Below are 21,165 nucleotides of genomic sequence, written 5' to 3' on the forward strand. Positions count from 1 at the left end.
TGTGCTGGTTAATTTAACCAAGCACAAACTATAAAATTATCAAAATCGATAATCACTCAACGTTAAACAGGATGTGACTATGAAACAACAATTCAAAATGGCAGCGCTATCGTTAGCGGTAATGGCCTCAACTAATGCCTTTGCACAGGACTCATCAGAACCAGCATATCAAAGCTGGGGTGGTATCTCAGGTATGTATTATAATACTGACGAATCACGTCCACTTGAGTTAACGCAAGGCGGTACCATTGATAACGGTCAAGGTATTACTTTCGAATATGGCTTCCGCTTTACACAAAGCTGGGCTGCGCGTGTTGAATTTACTGCACTAGACCTAGACTACTCTGCCGCAGGCGACGAAAGTGGTGAAATGACTGGCGTTGACGCTATGTACTTCCTACCAGACGACATGTGGTACCTATTCGGTGGTGTTAAGCGCCAGGCTGTTCTTGAATCTACTACTCTGGGTAATTTAGGTATTGGTAAACACTGGGATATCCACGAAAATGTAAAACTAATTACAGAAGTAGCGGCGTACCATGATTTCGGTGAAGACTACAACGATTACAGCGTAAAAGTTGGTCTTGCGATCCCTTTCGGTCAGCGTACTCCATCTGCGCCTAAAGACAGCGACAACGATGGCGTAATGGATAATAAAGACCAGTGCCCAATGACACCAGCAGGTGTTCGTGTTGACGCTACAGGTTGCTCGGTAGATAACGACAATGACGGCGTACTAAACAACGTTGATCAGTGTCCTAACACGCCAGCAGGCACACAAGTTGACGCAACAGGTTGTGCACTTAAAGATGCAGACAACGACGGCGTAGTAGACAGCAAAGACATGTGCCCTGACACACCAGCTGGCGTTAAAGTTGATGCGAAAGGTTGTACTTTGTTTGACGAAGAAACCGTAGAAATTACACTACGCGTTCTTTTCGATAACGAAAGTGCTGTTGTTAAAATGCCTAAAGATCCAGAAATTTCTGAATTTGCACAATTCATGAAAGAATATCCGTCTACTACTGCGGTAATCGAAGGTCACACTTCTGCACCAGGTGCTGAAGCATACAACATGGGCCTTTCAGAGCGTCGCGCAGCTAGCTTCAAAGAAGTAATGGTAGACATGTACGGTATCGATTCATCTCGCCTTGAAACGGTAGGTTACGGTGAGTCACAACTACTAGACACAGCGAACAACGCAGAAGCGCACCGTGTTAACCGTCGTATCTCAGTGACGGTTAAAGGTACAGTTAAAGTTGCTGAAGAAAAATAAGTCAGTAACGAGATAATAAGAAAAGGCGCCGCTCTTTCGAGACGGCGCCTTTTTTGTTTCTGATGTTAATACTCATCGGCAATTGCAGGTCCAGCGTAATTATCGAAACGTGAGAACTGCCCTTGGAACGTTAAGCGACATGTGCCGATTGGGCCGTTACGCTGCTTACCAATAATAATTTCAGCTATACCTTTATACTCACTGTTTTCGTGATACACCTCATCACGATAAATAAACATAATAAGGTCGGCATCCTGCTCGATTGATCCTGATTCACGGAGGTCAGAGTTAACTGGGCGTTTATCTGCTCTTTGCTCTAGCGTACGGTTTAGCTGTGACAATGCGACCACAGGAACCTCTAGCTCCTTTGCTAGCGCCTTAAGTGAGCGTGATATTTCCGCGATTTCCAAAGTACGGTTATCGCTAAGTGAAGGCACACGCATTAGCTGAAGGTAATCCACCATAATAAGGCTGATACCACCGCGTTCACGAGCCAACTTTCTCGCTCTAGAGCGCACATCCATTGGTGTTAGACCCGACGAATCATCCACAAATAAACAATCTTTATCTTTAAGCATTGCCATAGTGTTAGAAATTCGCGCCCAGTCTTCATCATCAAGCTGAGCAGTACGAATTTTTGTTTGGTCAACGCGACTTAGTGACGCAAGCATACGCATCATGATTTGCTCTGAAGGCATCTCAAGGCTGAACACTAACACTGGTTTATCTTCTGCCATCATGGCATTTTCGACCAAGTTCATTGCGAATGTGGTTTTACCCATTGATGGACGTGCTGCCACAATGATCAAATCTGAAGGCTGAAGACCACTGGTCATCTTGTCCAAATCGGTAAACCCAGTGGTAACACCGGTTACCTCTTTATTGGTTTTGACCAACTCTTCAAGGCGGTCAATAGTTTTACTTAAGATGGATTCTACGCCGCGAGGACCTTCGTTTTCGCCGGTTCTACGTTCGGCAATCTCGAACACTTTGCTTTCGGCAAGGTCTAGAATATCTGCACTATCTCTACCTTCAGGGTTATAGCCCACTTCGGCAATTTCATGAGCCACCCCAATAAGTTCACGAGTGATCGCGCGCTCACTAATAATTTGTGCATAAGAAACTACGTTAGCTGAACTCGGCGTATTCTTTGCGAGCTCGCCTAGGTAAGCAAAACCACCTGCATCATCGAGTTCATCGTGCTTTTCTAACTCTTCTGAGACCGTAATAAGGTCAATAGGATTACTGGCATTAAGTAAACGAGTAATCGCGCGGAAAATTATTTGGTGGGAGCGATTATAGAAGTCGGTGTCGGTAACGAGTTCTGCAACTTTGTCCCAACTATCTGGATCGATAAGCATGCTACCTAAAACAGACTGCTCAGCCTCAATACTATGAGGAGGAACCTTCAATTTCTCTACATTCTTATCGCTTTTAGGAGCAGAAGCCACAAAACAACCCTTTACCAATCTTCAAAAGTCAGTTGGTTATTATGCGCTTTTAACGCTTAACCCTCAACAAACGAACAACCAGAATTATGCTAAAAGCATAAATTCTGACTTGATATGGTTTTGTGGATAACGCTTACAGTGTTTTTTCTAATTTAAAGAAGACACCATCAATGGTGGTATATGCATACGTATTTTCTTGGAACAGCAAGGTCGCACCAAGTGGCTTATCGAGACTTGCACAATCCAGCTGCACTTGAGTAATCGTGTCATCTGAAAAACCAAGCGCCTGTGCAGAAACGTGATACTGACGTTGTAGCTCCTCTACATTCAAATCTTCTGAAGCATAAGTTGGCGTATCACATTGATACTGATCGAGCTTGGCGAAACTGGCCTCATAAGTAATGGAGCGGCCTAAGATACGCTTTGTTTCAAGTCCAGAGCCTGAATCTGCACCTGATTGATAAGATTCAGTCACTACCCATGTGCCTTCATAAAAAGCGGGCTCTTGTACGGCGCAACCTAGTGTCAGTACTGAAATGCTCATTGCGCCTAAAATTAGGCCATGAAAACGCCAAAACCGTTTGAAGTGTCCTGAGATACTCAATGTTTTCTCCTTAAAAACGTGCCTTACCTTCTAACATGATTCAACGACATATGTGGAAAAACATAGAGCAGTAAAAACAGAATTTGTTGTGTAATTGCGCTCAATTACCACGCCTTTACGATGAAAAGAAAAAGCTGCTTAGAGAAGCAGCTTTATGACTCATTGATTAATAAATGTGGACTAAAACACTTTTTTCAACCCACAACAACGATTGCGTTGACTATAGCTTATTCATTTTTCGTCTACTACGATGCGACCGTGAACTGTCGAGATATCTACATTTGCTGCACCGCCATTATTGATAAAACGTAACCAGCTGCTAGGTCCATACTTAGGCTCTTTAGCTTTTTCATCGCTGATTTTGTTGATGATGTCGCCACCAGCATGGGCTTCAATATCGAACTGCGCAGACACATCTTTCTGGAACACTAACTCAATCGTGCCGCCAACTGAATTTGCTTTAACACTACCGTTATCATTAACCGACAAACTTGCATAAGTGCGTCCATTTACCGTATTGATGTGAAGAGTATCAACCTCTTGCAAGTTTAGCTCAATGCGACCGTTAACCGTTTCTACCTGTACGTCTGGGCTGTTAGATTCAACGCTCACTTTGCCATTTACTGTGGCAACAGACACCTCTTCTTTACCCGTATGCTTCGCGTCGATGTCACCATTCACCGCTTCCGCTTCAAGTCGCCCACGCACATTTGTCATTGAAATATCACCGTTGACCGATTCCACCTCAACTTTTTCGCCTACATCGTTAATTGACACATCACCATTAACAACTTCAATATTCACCGAACGCTTGATACCCTCGGCTTTTACGTCTGCATTGACCGCTTCATAGTGCAAATCACTGTCAGCTGGAATGAAGATAGTGAGGTCATCACCGTCTTTACTCTTTTTGTACCAACTCTTGTTACTGCGCTCTACTTCAACGTGGATAACGACAACATCACCGCGCTTTTCAAATACAAACTCTTCTGTATCATCACCCAATTCGCCTGTAACCCTTACCTGAGACTTGTCCCACACGCGAATGTCTGCCTTACCATTGACGTGCTCAATATCGACTTTAGGTGACGAAGAAGTATCAAGGGTTTTGTCTACTTTCTCCCCTGCGCTCACACTAAGTGCGATTGTTAGTAACACCGTTGCGCCAAACGCCTTTGTCATCATTTTAGATAGTTCCGTCATTTTCTTACTCATCATTGTCTTACCCTTATTAAATTTGCTGCCACTTTGGCGCGTGCACTCGCTCAATTAAGGCAATTTGCTGTTGATATACGTGATGTAACATTTTGATTAGCGCCGAATTATCAGGATCTTCCTTCAACGCGGCTTTAATGGCATCTGCTGCATCATCTAATTCTTTTAATTGCTGTTGCCAGTCTTCAGTTAACGCTGGCGTACTTTGGTAACTTGCTAGCAAGCTACTGACTTGTTGTTGCTGCTGCGTACTCATTGCATCGATTAAGGCGTAATTGTCACTGCGCGGGTCATCAGGCTTAAAAGCAAAAGGCGCCGAAAACCACAATACCGTAACTAGGCACACACTTGCGGCAATGGCCATCCACTGCTTGGGCGTAACGCCTTGATTATTGGTATTTGCCTCGCTATCTCTTTGCGCTTCAATACCCAGTTCAATTCCGCGAAATAAATCACGCTCGGGTTGTTTTTCTTTGTTCAGTTCAGCGATATGTCGCGCGAGTTGTTCATCAAAATTACTCATTGTCATACCCCATAAATTCTTTCAAAAGCTGCTTTGCGCGAAAAAACTGCGCTTTACTTGATCCCACCGCCATGTTCAGCATATTTGCAATATCTTCGTGGCGATAACCTTCCAATGCATGCAGTACAAACACCATTCGTGCGCGCTCTGGCAACCGTACAACAAGTGCTTCTAAATCAATGTCAGTGCTATCTGACTCAGCCGTCATCTCATGGATGCCACTCGCTTCAAGATTGAACATGCGTTGGACCCATCCTTTTTGCTTACGAATGTAAGAAATGGTTATGTTTGCCGTTACGCTATGTAGCCACGTTGAAAATTGACTTTGACCATCGAAATTTTCAAGCTTTCGCCACAGCTGAATAAACACCTCCTGAGAAGCATCTTCAGCCATTCCTTTGTCACCTGTAAGTCGATAGCATAAGGCGTAGACTCTACCAATATGTTTGTCGTACAGCTGGCGAAACGCGTGCTTGTTACCCTGCTTCGCCGACGCGATCAAACTCTCTTCGTCTTTGCTACCAAACACCACATTGGCGTGTACAACACGTTGTTGTGTGTGTTCCATGTTGTTCTCTTAATCGTTATATGGATTAGCGCCTTTTTTATCGTGGCACTTGTTAGTGTTATAAGGTTAGTCGTACCCTATAGGAGAAAGGTTTAAATGCACAAAATTTTTTTTTGGAGAAACCATGACGTCATCGTTTAAAGTGAATGGACTTTTTGCTGGGAAGCCACAACCACTAGGGCCTAGAGGTGCACCCAGTAGTATTATAAAAAGTGCAGTAAATACATTAACCGTCAATATAGATAGCACTGATGAAGATGAGCAAGCGAATCTACGTCTTCATGGTGGACCTGAGAAGGTACTTCACCAATTCTGTCCAACTAACTATCTTACCCTTGCAAAACATTTTCCCGATGGCGAATTTTTTGTGGGTAGTATCGGTGAAAACATCAGTGTTGAAGGCATGGATGATGCGACTGTCTGCATTGGCGATATATGGCAGTTTGGCGACGTGGAATTGCAAGTGAGCGCGCCTCGCGCGCCATGTAACAAGATATCGCTGCGCTATGGTATCGCTAATCTGGATCGCTTTGTGGGCGAGCGAGGTATAACGGGTTGGTACTATCGCGTCATTAAAACCGGCACTATTAGTGTAGGTGACACAGTCACTCTCCTGCACCGAGAGCCTGACACTGTTGATGTGCATACGTTAATGCAATGCGCGCATACAAAAGTCGATGCTGCACTGGCAGCTAGGCTTGCTGCTCTGCCTACGCTGGACGATGAATGGCGTTTAAAGTGTGAGAAAATAGCAAATAAATAGTACTGTCTAACCAGTTTTGCGGTGCCCCCGCTTCTTCTTTGATAAGTGGGGAGAACTGCTTGTTAACTGCCTGTAATAGGGGCGCAAGCTGCGATGGTGCGTTAACGTATATAGACAGCGCACAATAATGCTCTGAACACGTTAAATAATAACCCACCTCTTCTTGGCGATATTTTTCAAATATCGACTTTACTGTACCTTTGAAGACGTATTGTTCTGAGGGGTAGGCAACCGAGTATTCAACTGTTGTTGTACAACTCTGTATACACACGTTAAATGGCGCTGGCTGTGTGACAGGCGCTTGTTTCAAAAAGTAGCTGCAAGCGCCTATATAACCGAACAGGCTAAAAGCAAAAAATAAGACGACTTCCTTGCGCGTTGTGAGCATATTCAATCCCTGAATGTAAAGCTGCATTGAAGAAACTGGAGAAATATTAGTCCAAACTTACGTACTCTACAAGATTAAAATTTCACCGACTCTCCTTCATTTAACACATACCACGGCACATCAGTATTTAGCTGTTCTTTCATATGTAGCAATCGAAATAAGGCTGAATGTGATGTTTTATCTCCCATTCGCCAGCTAGCATTGCCATACCCCCAAGGGATCACAACCTTACAGCTGAGCTCTTGAGCGGCAATAATCGCATCTTCTGGCGTTGTATGTACTTTTCGATACCACCTAGGGGATTCTTCACTGAAATACGACGCGATAGGTAAAAGACACACATCAATGGGTCCATAGCGTTCATTGATGTCTTTAAAGTGCGGTGAGTAGCCAGTGTCGCCAGCAAAAAATAATGTGTTTCCGTTATTCTCTAGCACCCATCCGCCCCACAGCGTAGCGTTGTTGTCTTCGTGAATAAAGGGAACCCAAATGCGATTACTAAAATGGTGAGCTGGCACGAAGTGCGCCGTTGTGCGGTTTATTTGTTGCGAACTAAACCACGCCATTTCTTTAATGGCATAGCCGTTATCCTCGAAATGCTCGGCAAACCCCAAAGGCACAAGGTAAGTGGGCTGATTACCAAGTTCACTTATATCGGCTTTGTTAAAGTGGTCATAGTGAATATGGGAATATAACACCGCATCCGTATTCGCTAACTCTTCATCAGTTAGCAATGAAGCTGGCTTTCGATTGAAGCCTTCAGACAGCCTAAATGCCCAGTTAACAGGCCAATCGAATTGTCCAAATACGGGGTCGATAAGAAATTGCTCACCACTGTCTGTGGTAATTGCAAAACTAGCATGTCCAAGCCATTTGATCGAAAAACCAGTATTTAAGTTTATCGACGGGCGATCCCCTTGGTACTGACAATGCTGCATAGTATCCTCGCACACAATATCTTTTGTGGCAGGGTAACAATCGCCTTCACACGTTACGGGGTAGTCTTTGAAATCATCATAGATATTGCTGAATCTGTCTTCGTAGCCTTCAACGTCAGTGTATGTGATGACAGAATTTTCACCCACAACACGCTCTACATTATTTTGCGTTGCACATCCAACTAATATACCCACTGATAATGTGAGCGCACTGGCCTTTATTGCTGTACTTGCGTTGCGATATAAACGGGTGCTGACTATTTTTTGCTTCACTAAACATACCTGATAAACACCATTAATAATCAGGCACTTTACCTAATTTGTGGGGCAACTGCCCCACTTAAGCGTAAGAAATTATTAATTTTTGGCGGTTAGCGTACTGTTTGTTTCTTCGAATCTTACTTTCTGACCTTCGCGTAGACGCTCTGCGCCACGCACTACCACATACTGGGATGGATTAACTTCACCGAACACTTCAATACGTTCGCCTAGGCCAACACCCGTGCGAACTTTGACCTGCTGAGCTTCGTTATTTTCATTGAGCTGATAAATGTAAGTCCCTGATTTTCTCAGTACCAGTGCGTCGCGAGGGATCGTAACGCCGTCATGGGTATCGCTACTGGGAATCGCGACCCTCACTGCGCTGCCTATTGGAAAGTCGCCGGGTTTTATTGCTATGCGTAGCTCCATCATTCTGGAGTTAGCGTTACCCACAGGCACAATGGCTCTAATCGCTTCTTCTACCTGGTGCGTTTTACTTTGCACACTGACAGCCATACCACTTTCAATATAAGGCAAAACAGTGAGTGGTGCGCGTACCTGTACTTCTACGTTATCTGGATTCACTACACGTAACAGGGTTTGCCCAACACCTGTATATTCACCGGGTGATTGAAGTCGTTCAACAACCAATGCGGTAAAAGGCGCTTTTACCCTGCTTTGAGCAAGTTGGTATTCGGTAAACGACAAGTCGAGCTTTGCTTGTGCCAACTCTTGCTTTGCATTCTCTAAATCAGCCTCAACAGCATCAAGTTCTCCCTGCGACATGTTGTTATTGGCTTTAAGGTTTTCATAACGCGCTAGACGCTTTTCAAACAACGTAACTTGAGACTGCCATTGCGCTATGTTCGATTTGTTTTGGTTTAATGTGATGTTTAGGCGCGTATCATCTAAAACGACAAGCGGTTCACCTGCGCGGATAATATCCCCTACTTCAGCCATCCACGTAATGCGACCGTCGACTTCAGAAGCCAAGTTCGCATCAGTTTGACTTAGAATAGTACCTGGTACCCACGTGAGTTGAGATATAGCTTGTTCACGGGCCTCATCAACTTGCACTAGCACCGGCGGTGGAGCGCTATTTTCCTGTGCCAATGATGCCTGCGAGAAGGAAACTAACGTCAATGCTGACATACCCAAAACAACTGAACGCGTTAATGTTTTCATGAGACTAAATCCTTTATAAATGATCACTGTGTTTGTTTAGTTTCACTGCTCTAGGTGTAATACCTCCCACAGTGTCATGTGAAATTGGGGTGACGGCTTTGCTGCCCGTCATTCTCAACAACGTAGGCAGAAGCAATAAAGTGAACACGGTACTCACGGTCATTCCACCAACGATTACGGCAGCCAAACCGCGGTATATCACACTGCCTGCACCAGGCATAAGTAACAGGGGCAACATGCCAAATATTGATGTCAGCGTGCTCATAAAGATGGGGCGCAGGCGCAGTTCAATGGCTTGCTCAACGGCTGCGTCACGACTTAGCCCCTTCTGTTCACCAAGTCGGGTTTGATGCACGAGCAAGATGGCGTTGTTCACCACCAAGCCTAATAAAATAATGAAGCCAATCATGGTTAATAAATCCATGGGTTGGAACATGAAGGTATTCATTATGCGTATCGCTACCACACCACCCACAGTGGCCAGAGGAATAGACAGTACAACCAACACACTATCTTTCAATGACTTAAATAGCCCTGCCATTAGCAGTAATAATAGAATCATGGCAAAGAGGAAGTTATCAGCCATTGATGAAATAGCGCCTTTAAGGCTATCTGCGCTACCACCATAGTTGATGGCACCGTCAGATGGCATCATGCTCATGATGACGGGCTCTACCTCTGACTTAATGACATTCATGGCTTGTTCAAGACTCATTCCTTCGGGCGGATTGACGTTTATCGTCAACGTACGACGACCTTCAATACGCTGAATTCGACTTGGACCTACCGCGCGTTCAATTTCAACCAAATCAGCTAGTTGCACCACTTCACCAACTGGCGTCATGATGGGGGTGCTACCTAAATCTTCAGGTGTTTGCCACGGTTCAGAGCGAAAAATAATGTTCATGCGCTTTATGCCATCGAAGTACTCGCCCACATACATACCGTCGCCCATAGCACGCACGAGGTTACCCATGCCGCCGCGATTAAGTCCGACTTCCATCATTCTGCTATCGTTTGGATAAAAACGCAGTTCAGGTTCAGCCTGTTCTAGCGGCGGATTAGAGCGCGCATTGGCATTGGGAAAGACTTCTCGAAGCTTATCTAAACCAGCTTGTGCGGCAATACCCAACATATCTTGGTCAGTACCTTGCAGATGAATAGCAATGGAGCGCCCATTACCAAAACCGCCAAACAAGTTACCTTGTTGGGCAAAGGCCTGCGTATCAGGAAGATCTTTAAGGATTTCATCACGCACGATAGTTTCAAGTTCTTTCACTTTGGACTGGTCTTTCGCCCGCACCCCTAATGTACCGCCATTAGGCCAGGTGATAATGTAGTAATTTTTTAGGGCAGGCTGCTTCTCACCATTCATGTAGGGCTTTAGTCGTTCAACAACAATCGGGATAACTTCTTCTGAAATGAAATTTTCACTGGCACCTGCTGGCAGACTTAAGAAGGCGTCGACAGCATCGCGCTTCACTGGCGGCAGATAGTCCATCGAAGGCATTAATAGCATGCTTCCCGTAATAGGAATGCCCATTAATGTAGCGACCATAACAACCCTTCTTAGTGGTGTTGAAGACAGACGCATTATCGTCTGGGTTATTTTTTCCCAAACACGTTTCAAACTATCTTCAGGCATATCGCCTTGTAGATAACGGGCCGCCACAACGGGTAGTACCGTAACCGCCACAATTAACGACATACATACCGCGATGGCAATAGTAAGCGCTAGGTCCGCAAATAGCTGTCCTTCTACATCTTCGAGAAACATAACCGGAATAAATATAGCTACTGTTGTGGCTGTTGACGCCATCAGTGCACCAAACACTTCTTTAGTGCCCTTATGTGCACTTTCTTCGTCGCTACCTACGCTCTTTCGCGTACGTACTATGTTTTCAAGCACGACAATGGCCGCATCGAGTACCATGCCAACGGCAAATGCAAGCCCTGCCAATGAGATAATATTTAATGAGCGCCCCGTCATTTGAAGCACGACAAAGGTACTTAGAAGCGAGATTGGGATAGCCAATGCCACAATGAGTGTTGCGCGAAGCTGTCTCATAAATAGCCACAGCACACCAATAGCAAGTGCCACACCTATAAACAGGTTACTTGTTACTAACTGCACCGCGCGATAAATAAATACTGATGCGTCAAAGCTTTGTGCCATCACCAATTGCTGCGCAGCAAGATCATTGCGATTAATTTCGTCGACCTTTGCCTTAACCGCCTCAAGCGTTGCCAGTACGTTGGCATCATTTTGTCTGTCAACGCGAATAGAAATTGCTGGGTTGCCGTTTTGTACGCTTGCGTTATTGCCATCAGCACGTGTAATTTTTATCACAGCAATATCATTTAACGTTATCGGGCTACCGTCACGCCATTCAAGGATCATCTCACCCATTTGAGTAGGTTGATAACGCCCTTCAAAGCGCAGTGTGTAACGTCTGCGACCAACATCGACGAACCCGCCAGAAATATCATTGGCGCGACCAAGTTCATTGGCAACTGCACTTAGGTTAATACCCAGTTGTGCAGCTTTAAATGGGTCAAAAACAATTTGGAATTCTTCAACGCCACCAACGCCACTTTCCATCCTTGCTCGTGCTACGCCAGGAATAGATTCTAGCTGCGGCTTAATTACATCAGTGAAATAAGTAACGTAAGTATTAATTTCATTAGGGTTGCCGGGCAAGCGTTGTAAGAAGAAATAGGTAAGCGCGGGGGCATCACCACCGCTGCCAGCAAGCATTATGTTGGGCGATAGGGCATCCCGTGGAAGAGGTGGAACACGGTTCATGCGACTAATCACTTCAATAAGCGTTTTTTGCATGTCCGTACCTAAACCAAACTCAAGGTTTATCCATGCATTACCTTGGTTTGCCCATGCGCTCATCGACTCAAGCCCAGGTATACCCTGCAGAACCTCTTCTTGAGGCTCTATAATCTCTGATTCTATTTCTTGCGGGGACGCAGCCCGCCACGAAGTTTGAATATTGATATAGGGGCGATCAATATCGGGAAATAACTGAACGGGTAAATTAAATAGACTGTAAAGCCCAAGAAATACCAGCAATGTAATGCCGATACCTACCCCAGTTGCGTTTTTTATTGCTGCACGAGTGATGTCCATAACGTGGTACTTATGCTTTTTATAGTTCGATTTACTATAGGTCGCAGAAGTGACAGAAAAAGTTTAAAACCGTGATACGAAGATTTTTAGCGATAATTAACATTTCTTTTAAATGTGGCTTAAAAACCGCTATTTATCGCAGATAAGTGGACTTGGATTTTAGGTTATTGGTCGAGATTGTAATTAATTTGTTACATTTAACGCAGCCGTATGACATACGAGTATCAGCGCGTAATGACAAACAGGCACAAAAAAGCCGCTCAAAAGAGCGGCTTTTTCAAATACGTCAGCGATTACGCTTCAGCAATGATGATCACTTTGATTGAAGTGATAACGTCAGAGTGAAGTTGTAAGTCGATGTCATACTCACCAGTCTCACGAAGAGTACCAGTAGGTAGTTTAACTTCTGCTTTTTGTACTTCAACGCCAGCTGCAGTGATTGCATCAGCGATGTCACGAGTACCAACAGAACCAAACAGTTTACCTTCGTCACCAGCTGGTGCTGCGATTGTAACTTCAGCAAGCTCAGCAATTTTCTCACCGCGTGCGTTAGCAGCAGCTAGTTGCTCAGCAATTTTCGCTTCAAGTTCAGCACGACGTGCTTCGAACTTTTCAACGTTGTCTTTAGTTGCAGGAACCGCTTTACCCTGTGGGAAAAGGAAGTTACGAGCGTAACCAGACTTTACAGTCACTTGGTCGCCCAGGCCGCCAAGGTTGGCGATTTTATCTAGTAGGATGATATTCATCTTAGCTAACCCTTATTTTCGCCAAATTACTTGTGTGAATCAGTGTACGGAAGCAACGCAAGGAAACGTGCGCGCTTGATCGCAGAAGACAGCTGACGCTGATATTTTGCGCTTGTACCAGTAATACGGCTAGGGACAATTTTACCGCTCTCAGTGATGTAGTTCTTAAGAGTAGCGATATCTTTGTAATCGATTTCAGTCACACCTTCTGCAGTGAAACGGCAGAACTTACGACGTCTGAAAAAACGAGCCATGGGTGATCTCCTTAAGCGTTGTCTTCAGTGGTTTCAGTTTTCTTTTCCGCGCGGTCTTGGCGAGGAGCAGAATCGTCACGACGCTCACGACGAGGCTCTTCTTTCATCATTGGAGAAGGCTCAGTCACAGCAGTCTTAGTGCGCATAACCATGTTACGTAGGATCACGTCGTTGAAACGGAAAGCATTTTCCAATTCATCAACAGCTTCTGCAGACGCTTCAGCATTGATTAGTACGTAGTGGGCTTTGTGCAGCTTTTCAATTGGGTAAGCCAGTTGACGACGGCCCCAATCTTCTAAACGATGAATCTGACCACCGTCTTGCTTTAGGATTGTGGTATAACGCTCGATCATACCAGGTACTTGTTCACTCTGATCAGGGTGAACCATAAATACGATTTCGTAATGACGCATTATAGCTCCTTACGGTTGTAGCCTCGACAGTACAGCCGACTGTATGGAGACAAGGAACGAATTGGGATGGCTGTAAGGGCGCGCATTATACGCAGCGGTTACCAATTGCACAAGCATTAATCACCTTTAAAACGGCTTGTTACCCTTCTCTCACTACTAAAACTCAAACATTTAATTAAAATACTGTTTATTTATACAGTAAATTACTGTACAGTTTTTGCGTCTTTAATAAACAGGGGACCTACCATGGCCATTACCACACAGTATGTTGTTACGCACAAAGGGGTAGAAAAATTGGTAACTACCGACAAAAAAGAAGCCGATCAGTACGACAAAATGCTCGACGCAGCAGACAACCTTGCCGACTACATTCATGCGAAGGGCATCAAGCTAGATGACAGCGTAGTGGAAGAACTGACAATTATGCTGTCAAAAAACAAAGATAAAATTAGCAAAATCTTTAAAGGTGCTACTGCAGAAAGCGTGTTAGAAGACGAAAGCGCAGAAGTGGTGAAGCTACAGGCTAATGGTTAACGTTTTAAGCTAGAACACACCCAAAATACAAAGCTGCACTCGACAACTTAACTCGTTTCTGCGAGCAAAAACTTATCTGATACTGTAGTCGCGATTGTTATTTGATAACATAACGCGACTACAGCGCTTAGGTCCAAACCTTTATTATTTTTTACACGGCTTTTATGGTTTATTCTTGTGATTTGGCCTTGTGGTTTAGCTGTGTGGTTTTGCCATATGGTATTGAGAACACGCTGTAATTTGAGCGAGCTGAAAAACATAGTGCTAAGCTAAAAGCGCTTTAGTTCACTGCTATTAGGTTGTCAGAAATAACGGGTTTAAAAGAGTGTGATAGAAAACGAATTGCCGATAGTCCACAACGCGCCAGCCATCGAAGTAAACCAGATGCGGTTTGCTTACAACAAATCAGTGTCACCAATACTGGCCATAGACAAATGGCAAGTTGCAGAGGGCGAACATATTTTTCTCTCGGGCCCCTCAGGCAGTGGTAAAAGTACATTGCTCAACTTACTAAGCGGCACACTCACACCAACAAGTGGCGAAATATCCTTACTCGACCGCCCATTTTCAACATTATCAAATCGTCAGCGAGATAATTTTAGGGCACAGCATATCGGTGTTGTATTTCAACAGTTCAATTTAATTCCCTATCTAACAGTCGAACAAAATATTCGTGCTGCTGCTTACTTTGCCAAAAACACATTAGGTAGTGACGCCCTCAGCCAGAAAATTCAACGCTTAATCGAAAAGCTCCAATTACCCAATAATGTGTTAAGCACACAAGCTGATGCTTTGAGCATTGGACAGCAACAACGCGTCGCTATTGCACGAGCACTTGTCAACGCGCCACAAATTTTAGTTGTAGATGAACCAACGTCTGCGTTAGATGTAGCCGCGCGAGATAGTTTCATGTCTTTACTTAAAGAAGTTGCAAAAGACAGCACCTTATTGTTTGTCAGTCACGATCCAGCAATGGCCGCCTATTTCAAAACGCATTTAGACATTAAGGAACTACTTGCCAGCAGCACTAAAAGGCAGGGTAATGCGGGTGAAGGAGCGGGTCAATGCTAACGACAATTGCACTAGCGAGTTTAAAACGACGCAAGCACACCGCATTGCTGACCCTGTTAAGTATCACCATTAGCGTTTGTCTTTTGCTCACGGTTGATATTGTGCGTACTCAAGTTAAAACCAGCTTCACACGCACGGTCTCGGGTGTTGACTTAATTGTTGGCGCACCAAGCGGGCAGCTTAATTTGTTACTTTCGTCGGTTTTCAACGTTGGCACACCATCTAAAGGGATCCCATGGAATAGCGTTGCATCGCTTGAGTCGAACAAGCAAGTGGCATGGATAATTCCATTGTCTTTGGGCGACACCCACAAAGGGTTTCGTGTTATAGGCACAAACAATCAATTTTTTACGCACTTTAAGTATGGTGATAAGCAAGCGCTTGCTTTCGCCCATGGAAGCAACTTCACCCAACCTCTGTCTACCGTGGTAGGTGCCGATATTGCGCAAACGCTCGGCTATAAGGTAGGCGACAAAATCGTAATATCCCATGGCTTGGGTAACGTGTCGTTCAATAATCACGATACCCACCCATTTGTCATAGCTGGGGTCCTTGAAAAGACAGGCACACCTGTCGATAAGGCCGTTTATGTTACCCTTGAAGGGTTAGAAAAAGCGCACAGCCACCAAACTGGGGGCAAAAATAGTTCAATGCGTTCTATTAGCAAGCCCAAACTCGATGAGCATGAGCATGAGCATGAGCATGAGCATGAGCATGAGCATGAGCATGATGAGAGTAATATAACTAAACATGGCGCAACTGAAATTCGCTACAACAGTAATGAGTTCGCACCACAGCAAGTGTCTGTGGTTATGTTGGGGCTAAAAAACCGTGTTACCGCGCTTCAACTGCAATACCAATTAAATCAGAATAACAACACACCGTTAATGGCAATTTTACCGGGTATGGCGCTTGCTGAGTTATGGCAAATTATGGGGAATATCGAAGCCTTGCTGCTAGGCTTATCATCTATCATTGTGATTAGTGCGTTAGTTGGTTTAGCAACAATGCTATTGGCGAGTATGCGCGAGCGCTATCAAGAAATAGCCGTGCTACGCACTATTGGCGCTGGGCCTTTTACTTTATTACTGCTTATTCAATTGGAAGCGCTATTTATTACGCTTGTCAGTCTGATACTCAGTGTAGTTTTGGTAGCGGGGCTAATCACAGCGATAAAGCCATGGCTTAGCAGTGAATATGGTTTGTTCATCACTGGGCAACTTTTTGGTCAAAGCAGTGCAATTATCGGCTCACTTGTGCTTGTTAGTACTTATATCGTTTCATTATTCCCAGCAATTGCCGCTTATAGACGTGGCTTACATGCAGGTCTAAATAGCAAATAGGCGGGTTGCCCCGCCTATTCAAGTTATTCGCCTACGCGCTTGTTGGTACTAAAACGTAAAATGAGCTCATGAACTTGATTAACCGTGTTTTTCAAGTCGTTACTTGCTGCCAGTGACGCTTCAGAAGAACGCTGCGTTTCCGCTGCACCATCAGCAACTTCTACGAGTTGTTGGTTTATATGTTCGGCCACCGTACTTTGCTCTTCAACAGCAGATGACATTTCAACGGTGGCATCGGCTATCCCTTTAACCGCATTGTTGATTTCAAACAGGGCTCCTCGGGTTTCTTCAACAATATTACTGCCGTGCTCAGCAGACGCTAGTCCTTCTGTGGATACGCGAACGGCTCGGTCTGAGCGTTCGGCAAGCTCGCTGATTATATTGTGAATTTTGTCGGTAGACTCACGGGTTTTTGATGCCAGCGTACGTACTTCATCCGCTACCACAGCGAAGCCTCGACCTTGTTCGCCTGCGCGCGCTGCTTCAATGGCTGCATTTAGTGCAAGTAAGTTTGTCTGCTCAGCAATGGTAGAAATTATGTTGGCTGCCTCGCCGATGTCGCTGGTGGATTGCGCTAGCTCTGTGACGGTTTCCGAGATCGACTCAACCGCTTTTCTCAATGAGACAATGGCCTGCATAGCCTCTTCGGCTTTTTGATTACCAGTACTGACATTTTCAGCGGCAGAGCGCGCACTTTTTGCGTTACTCTCTACTCGCTCAGCGACTTCTTGTATAGCTTGGCTCATTTGCGTTACCGCAGAGGCTATTTGTTGTGTCGCTTGATTTTGCTGAACGACCGCCGCACTTGTACTTTCAGCTTGCTCATGCGTCGTATTTGAAATGGCTTCCAACCCAGCAGAAGCGTCTTTAATACGCGTTAGCGCCGTTCGCGTCCTTGCAAGCTCGCAACCAAGGGCCAATTTAGCTTGCGCCACGTGTTTCGCATCAGGAAAATAAGTTTGCGCCACAATGTCGTTGCTGTAGCTTTCAGGGCTCAATGAAAGTACCCCATTCCACTCGCTGCGCGATTTTGCATCTTGGGCAAAAGTAGATATGAGAAGTGCGCCCAATGCAATTAGTGCTGGCATTAGTCCACTGGTCGCGCCTAACGATATGACCAGTAACACACCTATCAACAACGTTGGCCACAAACGGCCTATCATTTGACTTAGCTGTGTCGTGGCAGGAATAGGCGATTTGCCACTTTGTAAGCGGGCGTACACTTCACTTGCACGTGCTATTTCGCCTTCAAGTGCAGGAACACGAACTGACTCGTAGCCTGAAATACTGTTACCTTCGTAAACGGGTGTTACAAACGCCGACACCCAATAATGGTCGCCGTTTTTACGTCTATTCTTTACTAATCCAAGCCAGCTTTGGCCTGATTCCAGTGTACGCCACATCTCTTTGAAAACAGGGGGGGGCATATCTGGGTGACGGATCAAGTTGTGGTTTTTCCCGATAAGTTCGTCCCGGGAGTATCCACTCGCTTCAATAAATTCTTGGTTACAATGCTTAATAACACCGCGTTTATCGGTCGACGAAATCAGCCTGTGATGTTTGGGGAATTTATATTCTTTTTGGGTAACCGGCTGGTTGTTTCTCATAAAATGCTCTCTCCGTTCAGCAATGTCATATTCCATCAGAAAACTGAACATGTACCTTGTTAAGACTAGATCAAAAAACCGACACGTCTAGCCAAAACGAAAAATCGTAGAACGTTACTATTTTTCAGAGAGTTATAGCAAGCACTTTATACTTTAGACTAATGGCAAAATAAGCGTTATTTGCGTGCCCTTACCTTCTTCACTTTGTATACAAATTTCGCCATTGTGTTCTTCAACTATGGTCATGGAAATGGACATGCCTAGCCCGGTGCCATCACCGGGCGGTTTGGTGGTAAAAAAAGGCGTAAACACTTTCTGCAAGACATCGTCAGACATACCTATTCCTTCATCTTCGACGATGAGTAGTGCTTTATCAACACGCTTTTCAACTTTTAGATAGATATGCTTTCCTTCCGGAGTTGCGTAAATAGCGTTAGTTAAAAAATTCACTAACACTTGCTGAATCTGCCCGGCATTTCCCATAAATGCCACATCGCCGTGCTCGGCCACCAATGACACTTGGTTTTTATAGCGATGTAGATTGTTGGTGAGTTTCATGGCTGAATTCATAGACTCAATGGCACTTAACTTCACGTGTTTTCCAGAGCCCGGGTAGGAGAAACTTCTCAGCGCTTTCACTATTTCAATGATGCGCTCAATACCCTCTAGCGACTCATCAAACATTTCCTTTATCTCAGCTGCACTCTCCTTTAACGAGTAGCCTTTTTCACATTCGTGAAACTTATCCTTTAGCACGCCCCCGGCCTCGTTACATAGTCTGCCTATGTCCTCTAATGCATGTTGATAGTCGTTGAAAATCTCCTTAGCTACAACAGTGTTACTTCTTACGTAACCGATAGGATTATTAATTTCGTGAGCTATACCTGCGGCAAGTTGTCCTAACATTGCCATCTTGTCTGCACTAACTAATCTCGCTTCCAATGAATCACGATCTTTTTTGATAGAGCTCAGTTCATCTTGCTGATGGGTAAGCAAACTTTTTTTACTTTGATAACGAGAGTTAAAGTTGATGTAGTGCTTTGTGGTGTCCAGCACAAATAACATTTCTTCATCAAGGCTATCATCGTTGGTCAACAAGGCTAACCAGGCAAATTCCCCCTTAGTTACCTCGTGCATAAAATGCAACACGCGAGCCTCTTGTTTAGTGTCAGGCCTCTCTACCACACTGATACACCAGTGCTCATAGCTTTCCTCTAAATGTAAAGGCAATGTCTCGCGAAACAATGCGCTAATGTCAGTATTGCTTTGCCACTTACCTTTGCCCATTAAGATGCTGTCGTCATCTCCGACAACGATTTTTTTATCCTTAACAATGAGAGCTTTGCCACAATAAGCGCCACTGAATTCAACCGCAGATGACAATGCAGAATGAATAAACCCCTTAGAGCTCTGCGACTTGGTAAGTTCTGCTGCGGTGCGATTGAGATAAAGAAGTTCACGCTCTCGCTTTTTCGAGTCGCTTAGCGACTTGCGAAGCGCTTGATTTGCCAGATAGGCATCTTGAGAATAACTTTCTAGAAAGGACTCTGCATTTTTTCGTGCAATTTTTTGACGTTTTAGCTGACGCTCTAACGAATTGACCCGAGCTTCAAGCGAAGCAATTCTCTCTTGCTCTGCAGAATAGGAACCACTCACTCAAAGCCCCTTTAGTCAATGGCGCATCAGCCGATGCGCCCCAGTATGTTAGCCTGCCAACCTATCTAGCAATGCCATCACACGATGACTGGCCTGCTCCATTTCTAAGAGCTTGGCATCAGCCTCGGCAGTATTGCCATTAAGTTTTGCTTGCATAGCAGCGATACCGTGTTTGTGAACTGCTGCATGCGGCGCTTCCAACTCTCTAAATGCAGCGTTCTGTGAAACTGGCTTGCCTGAATTTTCACTATACCAACGGCCAAGACGACAGCTTGTATGATCGCCAAAGTCAGATACCGCTTTTTGGCTGTAGCCACACAACACCGCATATACGTCGGCTTTCCACACAACGTGATCAAGCTTCACAGTTTGAATAAATGTGCTCAACGCGCCATCGTTAATGGTGTTTTTCATGCTGTCACAATGCTGAACCATGCTTTCATAGCTACCGTTCAGCTCATTGATACCAGCCTCAAGCTGCTCATTGTTACCACGTAATTCATTAACACCTGATACCGCTTTTGACGTTGACTGGATGATGCCGTTAACGAGTTCAGATACTTCTGTTGCCGACTTATTGGTTTCAGTAGCAAGTGCTCGTACTTCATCTGCCACAACACTAAACCCACGGCCTGCATCACCAGCTCGCGCCGCTTCAATTGCCGCATTAAGTGCAAGTAGGTTTGTTTGGTCAGAAATACTGGTAATTGTGGTTACAAATTTATTGATGTTGTCAGCCGTTGTCGACAGGCCAGAAATACGTTCGCTCATGCTGCCCATTTGAACATTAAGACCGCTCATGTCACTCACAATTTTCTTTAACGTGGCTGCTGACGAGCTAAAAATGTCATTAATGTCGGCACTAGATTGATTCTCAGCATCTATGCGTTCATATGTGGCCAACACAGTTTCGCGGATACCTGCCATTTGCGACAACGCATCTACCGCACATTTCATCACAACAGAATCGTTCTGCACGCTTTTTTGCGCAGCCGATTCAACAGATGCCAAAAGCTCAGCATTTTCTGCTTCTAACGCTGCAACTTTGTCCATAGCGTCTTGTACGCGCGCTTCTAGCTGACGAACCTGCGCTTCTTTTTCTTCATATTTACTGCGAGAAACAAACATAAGTATTTACCAGTATTGTTGTCGTTATAAGTACTACTAGTCAGATTAACAGAATTATGAGTAACTTAACCATTAGTCTGAAGTAGAGTTATTAGAACATTT

At 44.7% G+C, this 21,165-nt stretch carries 20 protein-coding genes; 5 read left to right on the top strand and 15 right to left on the bottom strand.

From position 1 onward, the window contains the following. The first annotated feature begins 79 nt into the window (after positions 1-79). Positions 80-1,276 (top strand): OmpA family protein, encoded by a 1,197-nt coding sequence (locus JN178_RS18355; RefSeq protein WP_202262753.1) that lies wholly within the window; start codon positions 80-82, stop codon positions 1,274-1,276. Positions 1,277-1,341: 65 nt separating this feature from the next. Here JN178_RS18355 and dnaB read toward each other — a convergent pair whose 3' ends face one another. The 5 genes from dnaB to JN178_RS18380 form a co-directional block, all read right to left on the bottom strand. Next, entirely contained in the window at positions 1,342-2,727 is a 1,386-nt protein-coding gene (gene dnaB, locus JN178_RS18360) for a replicative DNA helicase (protein ID WP_202262754.1), read from the bottom strand. 133 nt (positions 2,728-2,860) lie between these two features. Next, positions 2,861-3,331, bottom strand: a complete 471-nt coding sequence (locus JN178_RS18365; protein ID WP_202262755.1) for a hypothetical protein — start codon at positions 3,329-3,331, stop codon at positions 2,861-2,863. 231 nt (positions 3,332-3,562) lie between these two features. Continuing rightward, a complete protein-coding gene (locus tag JN178_RS18370; protein ID WP_226431967.1) occupies positions 3,563-4,549 on the bottom strand; it encodes a DUF4097 family beta strand repeat-containing protein in 987 nt (328 codons plus the stop codon). Positions 4,550-4,562: 13 nt separating this feature from the next. Beyond that, entirely contained in the window at positions 4,563-5,069 is a 507-nt protein-coding gene (locus tag JN178_RS18375; protein ID WP_202262756.1) for a hypothetical protein, read from the bottom strand. Next, complete coding sequence (locus tag JN178_RS18380) at positions 5,062-5,637, bottom strand: RNA polymerase sigma factor (protein ID WP_202262757.1); 576 nt, start codon at positions 5,635-5,637, stop codon at positions 5,062-5,064. The genes JN178_RS18375 and JN178_RS18380 overlap by 8 nt, the downstream gene beginning before the upstream one ends. Positions 5,638-5,761: 124 nt before the next feature. On the opposite strand from JN178_RS18380, the gene JN178_RS18385 reads away from it, so the two are divergent. Beyond that, positions 5,762-6,400: an MOSC domain-containing protein gene (locus tag JN178_RS18385; RefSeq protein WP_202262758.1), complete on the top strand. Its 639-nt coding sequence runs from the start codon at positions 5,762-5,764 to the stop codon at positions 6,398-6,400. Here JN178_RS18385 and JN178_RS18390 read toward each other — a convergent pair. The 7 genes from JN178_RS18390 to rpsF all read right to left on the bottom strand — a co-directional run bounded on the left by JN178_RS18390 (position 6,348) and on the right by rpsF (position 13,724). Next, complete coding sequence (locus JN178_RS18390; RefSeq protein WP_202262759.1) at positions 6,348-6,788, bottom strand: hypothetical protein; 441 nt, start codon at positions 6,786-6,788, stop codon at positions 6,348-6,350. The genes JN178_RS18385 and JN178_RS18390 overlap by 53 nt on opposite strands. A gap of 74 nt (positions 6,789-6,862) precedes the next feature. Further along, on the bottom strand, positions 6,863-7,948 hold the full coding sequence (locus tag JN178_RS18395; RefSeq protein ID WP_202266120.1) for an MBL fold metallo-hydrolase: 1,086 nt from the start codon (positions 7,946-7,948) through the stop codon (positions 6,863-6,865). 135 nt (positions 7,949-8,083) lie between these two features. Further along, positions 8,084-9,172 carry an efflux RND transporter periplasmic adaptor subunit gene (locus tag JN178_RS18400; protein WP_202262760.1) on the bottom strand — a complete coding sequence of 363 codons (1,089 nt, stop codon included), beginning with the start codon at positions 9,170-9,172 and terminating at the stop codon, positions 8,084-8,086. A gap of 13 nt (positions 9,173-9,185) precedes the next feature. After that, positions 9,186-12,311, bottom strand: a complete 3,126-nt coding sequence (locus JN178_RS18405; RefSeq protein WP_202262761.1) for an efflux RND transporter permease subunit — start codon at positions 12,309-12,311, stop codon at positions 9,186-9,188. 293 nt (positions 12,312-12,604) lie between these two features. Continuing rightward, complete coding sequence (gene rplI, locus JN178_RS18410) at positions 12,605-13,057, bottom strand: 50S ribosomal protein L9 (protein WP_202262762.1); 453 nt, start codon at positions 13,055-13,057, stop codon at positions 12,605-12,607. 26 nt (positions 13,058-13,083) lie between these two features. Next, entirely contained in the window at positions 13,084-13,311 is a 228-nt protein-coding gene (gene rpsR, locus JN178_RS18415; RefSeq protein WP_012519954.1) for a 30S ribosomal protein S18, read from the bottom strand. Positions 13,312-13,322: 11 nt separating this feature from the next. Then, positions 13,323-13,724 carry a 30S ribosomal protein S6 gene (gene rpsF, locus JN178_RS18420; RefSeq protein ID WP_014951120.1) on the bottom strand — a complete coding sequence of 134 codons (402 nt, stop codon included), beginning with the start codon at positions 13,722-13,724 and terminating at the stop codon, positions 13,323-13,325. Positions 13,725-13,970: 246 nt separating this feature from the next. Between rpsF and JN178_RS18425 the strand changes: the two genes are divergently transcribed. The 3 genes from JN178_RS18425 (at position 13,971) to JN178_RS18435 (ending at position 16,672) form a co-directional block, all read left to right on the top strand. After that, entirely contained in the window at positions 13,971-14,258 is a 288-nt protein-coding gene (locus JN178_RS18425; RefSeq protein WP_014951121.1) for a YebG family protein, read from the top strand. A gap of 384 nt (positions 14,259-14,642) precedes the next feature. After that, positions 14,643-15,329 (top strand): ABC transporter ATP-binding protein, encoded by a 687-nt coding sequence (locus JN178_RS18430; RefSeq protein ID WP_202266122.1) that lies wholly within the window; start codon positions 14,643-14,645, stop codon positions 15,327-15,329. Then, a complete protein-coding gene (locus JN178_RS18435; protein WP_202262763.1) occupies positions 15,323-16,672 on the top strand; it encodes an ABC transporter permease in 1,350 nt (449 codons plus the stop codon). Before JN178_RS18430 ends, JN178_RS18435 begins: the two co-directional genes overlap by 7 nt. A 23-nt stretch (positions 16,673-16,695) precedes the next feature. On the opposite strand, the gene JN178_RS18440 is transcribed toward JN178_RS18435, so the two are convergent. The 3 genes from JN178_RS18440 to JN178_RS18450 all read right to left on the bottom strand — a co-directional run bounded on the left by JN178_RS18440 (position 16,696) and on the right by JN178_RS18450 (position 21,063). Further along, a complete protein-coding gene (locus tag JN178_RS18440) occupies positions 16,696-18,279 on the bottom strand; it encodes a methyl-accepting chemotaxis protein (RefSeq protein WP_202262764.1) in 1,584 nt (527 codons plus the stop codon). Between the two features lie 153 nt (positions 18,280-18,432). After that, the gene (locus JN178_RS18445) at positions 18,433-19,935 is read right to left on the bottom strand and encodes a sensor histidine kinase (protein WP_202262765.1); all 1,503 of its coding nucleotides are present in this window, start codon (positions 19,933-19,935) and stop codon (positions 18,433-18,435) included. 48 nt (positions 19,936-19,983) lie between these two features. Further along, complete coding sequence (locus JN178_RS18450; RefSeq protein WP_202262766.1) at positions 19,984-21,063, bottom strand: methyl-accepting chemotaxis protein; 1,080 nt, start codon at positions 21,061-21,063, stop codon at positions 19,984-19,986. Between the last annotated feature and the right edge of the window lie 102 nt (positions 21,064-21,165).

The sequence above is a fragment of the Alteromonas sp. KC3 genome (genome assembly GCF_016756315.1).
Lineage (GTDB): Bacteria > Pseudomonadota > Gammaproteobacteria > Enterobacterales > Alteromonadaceae > Alteromonas.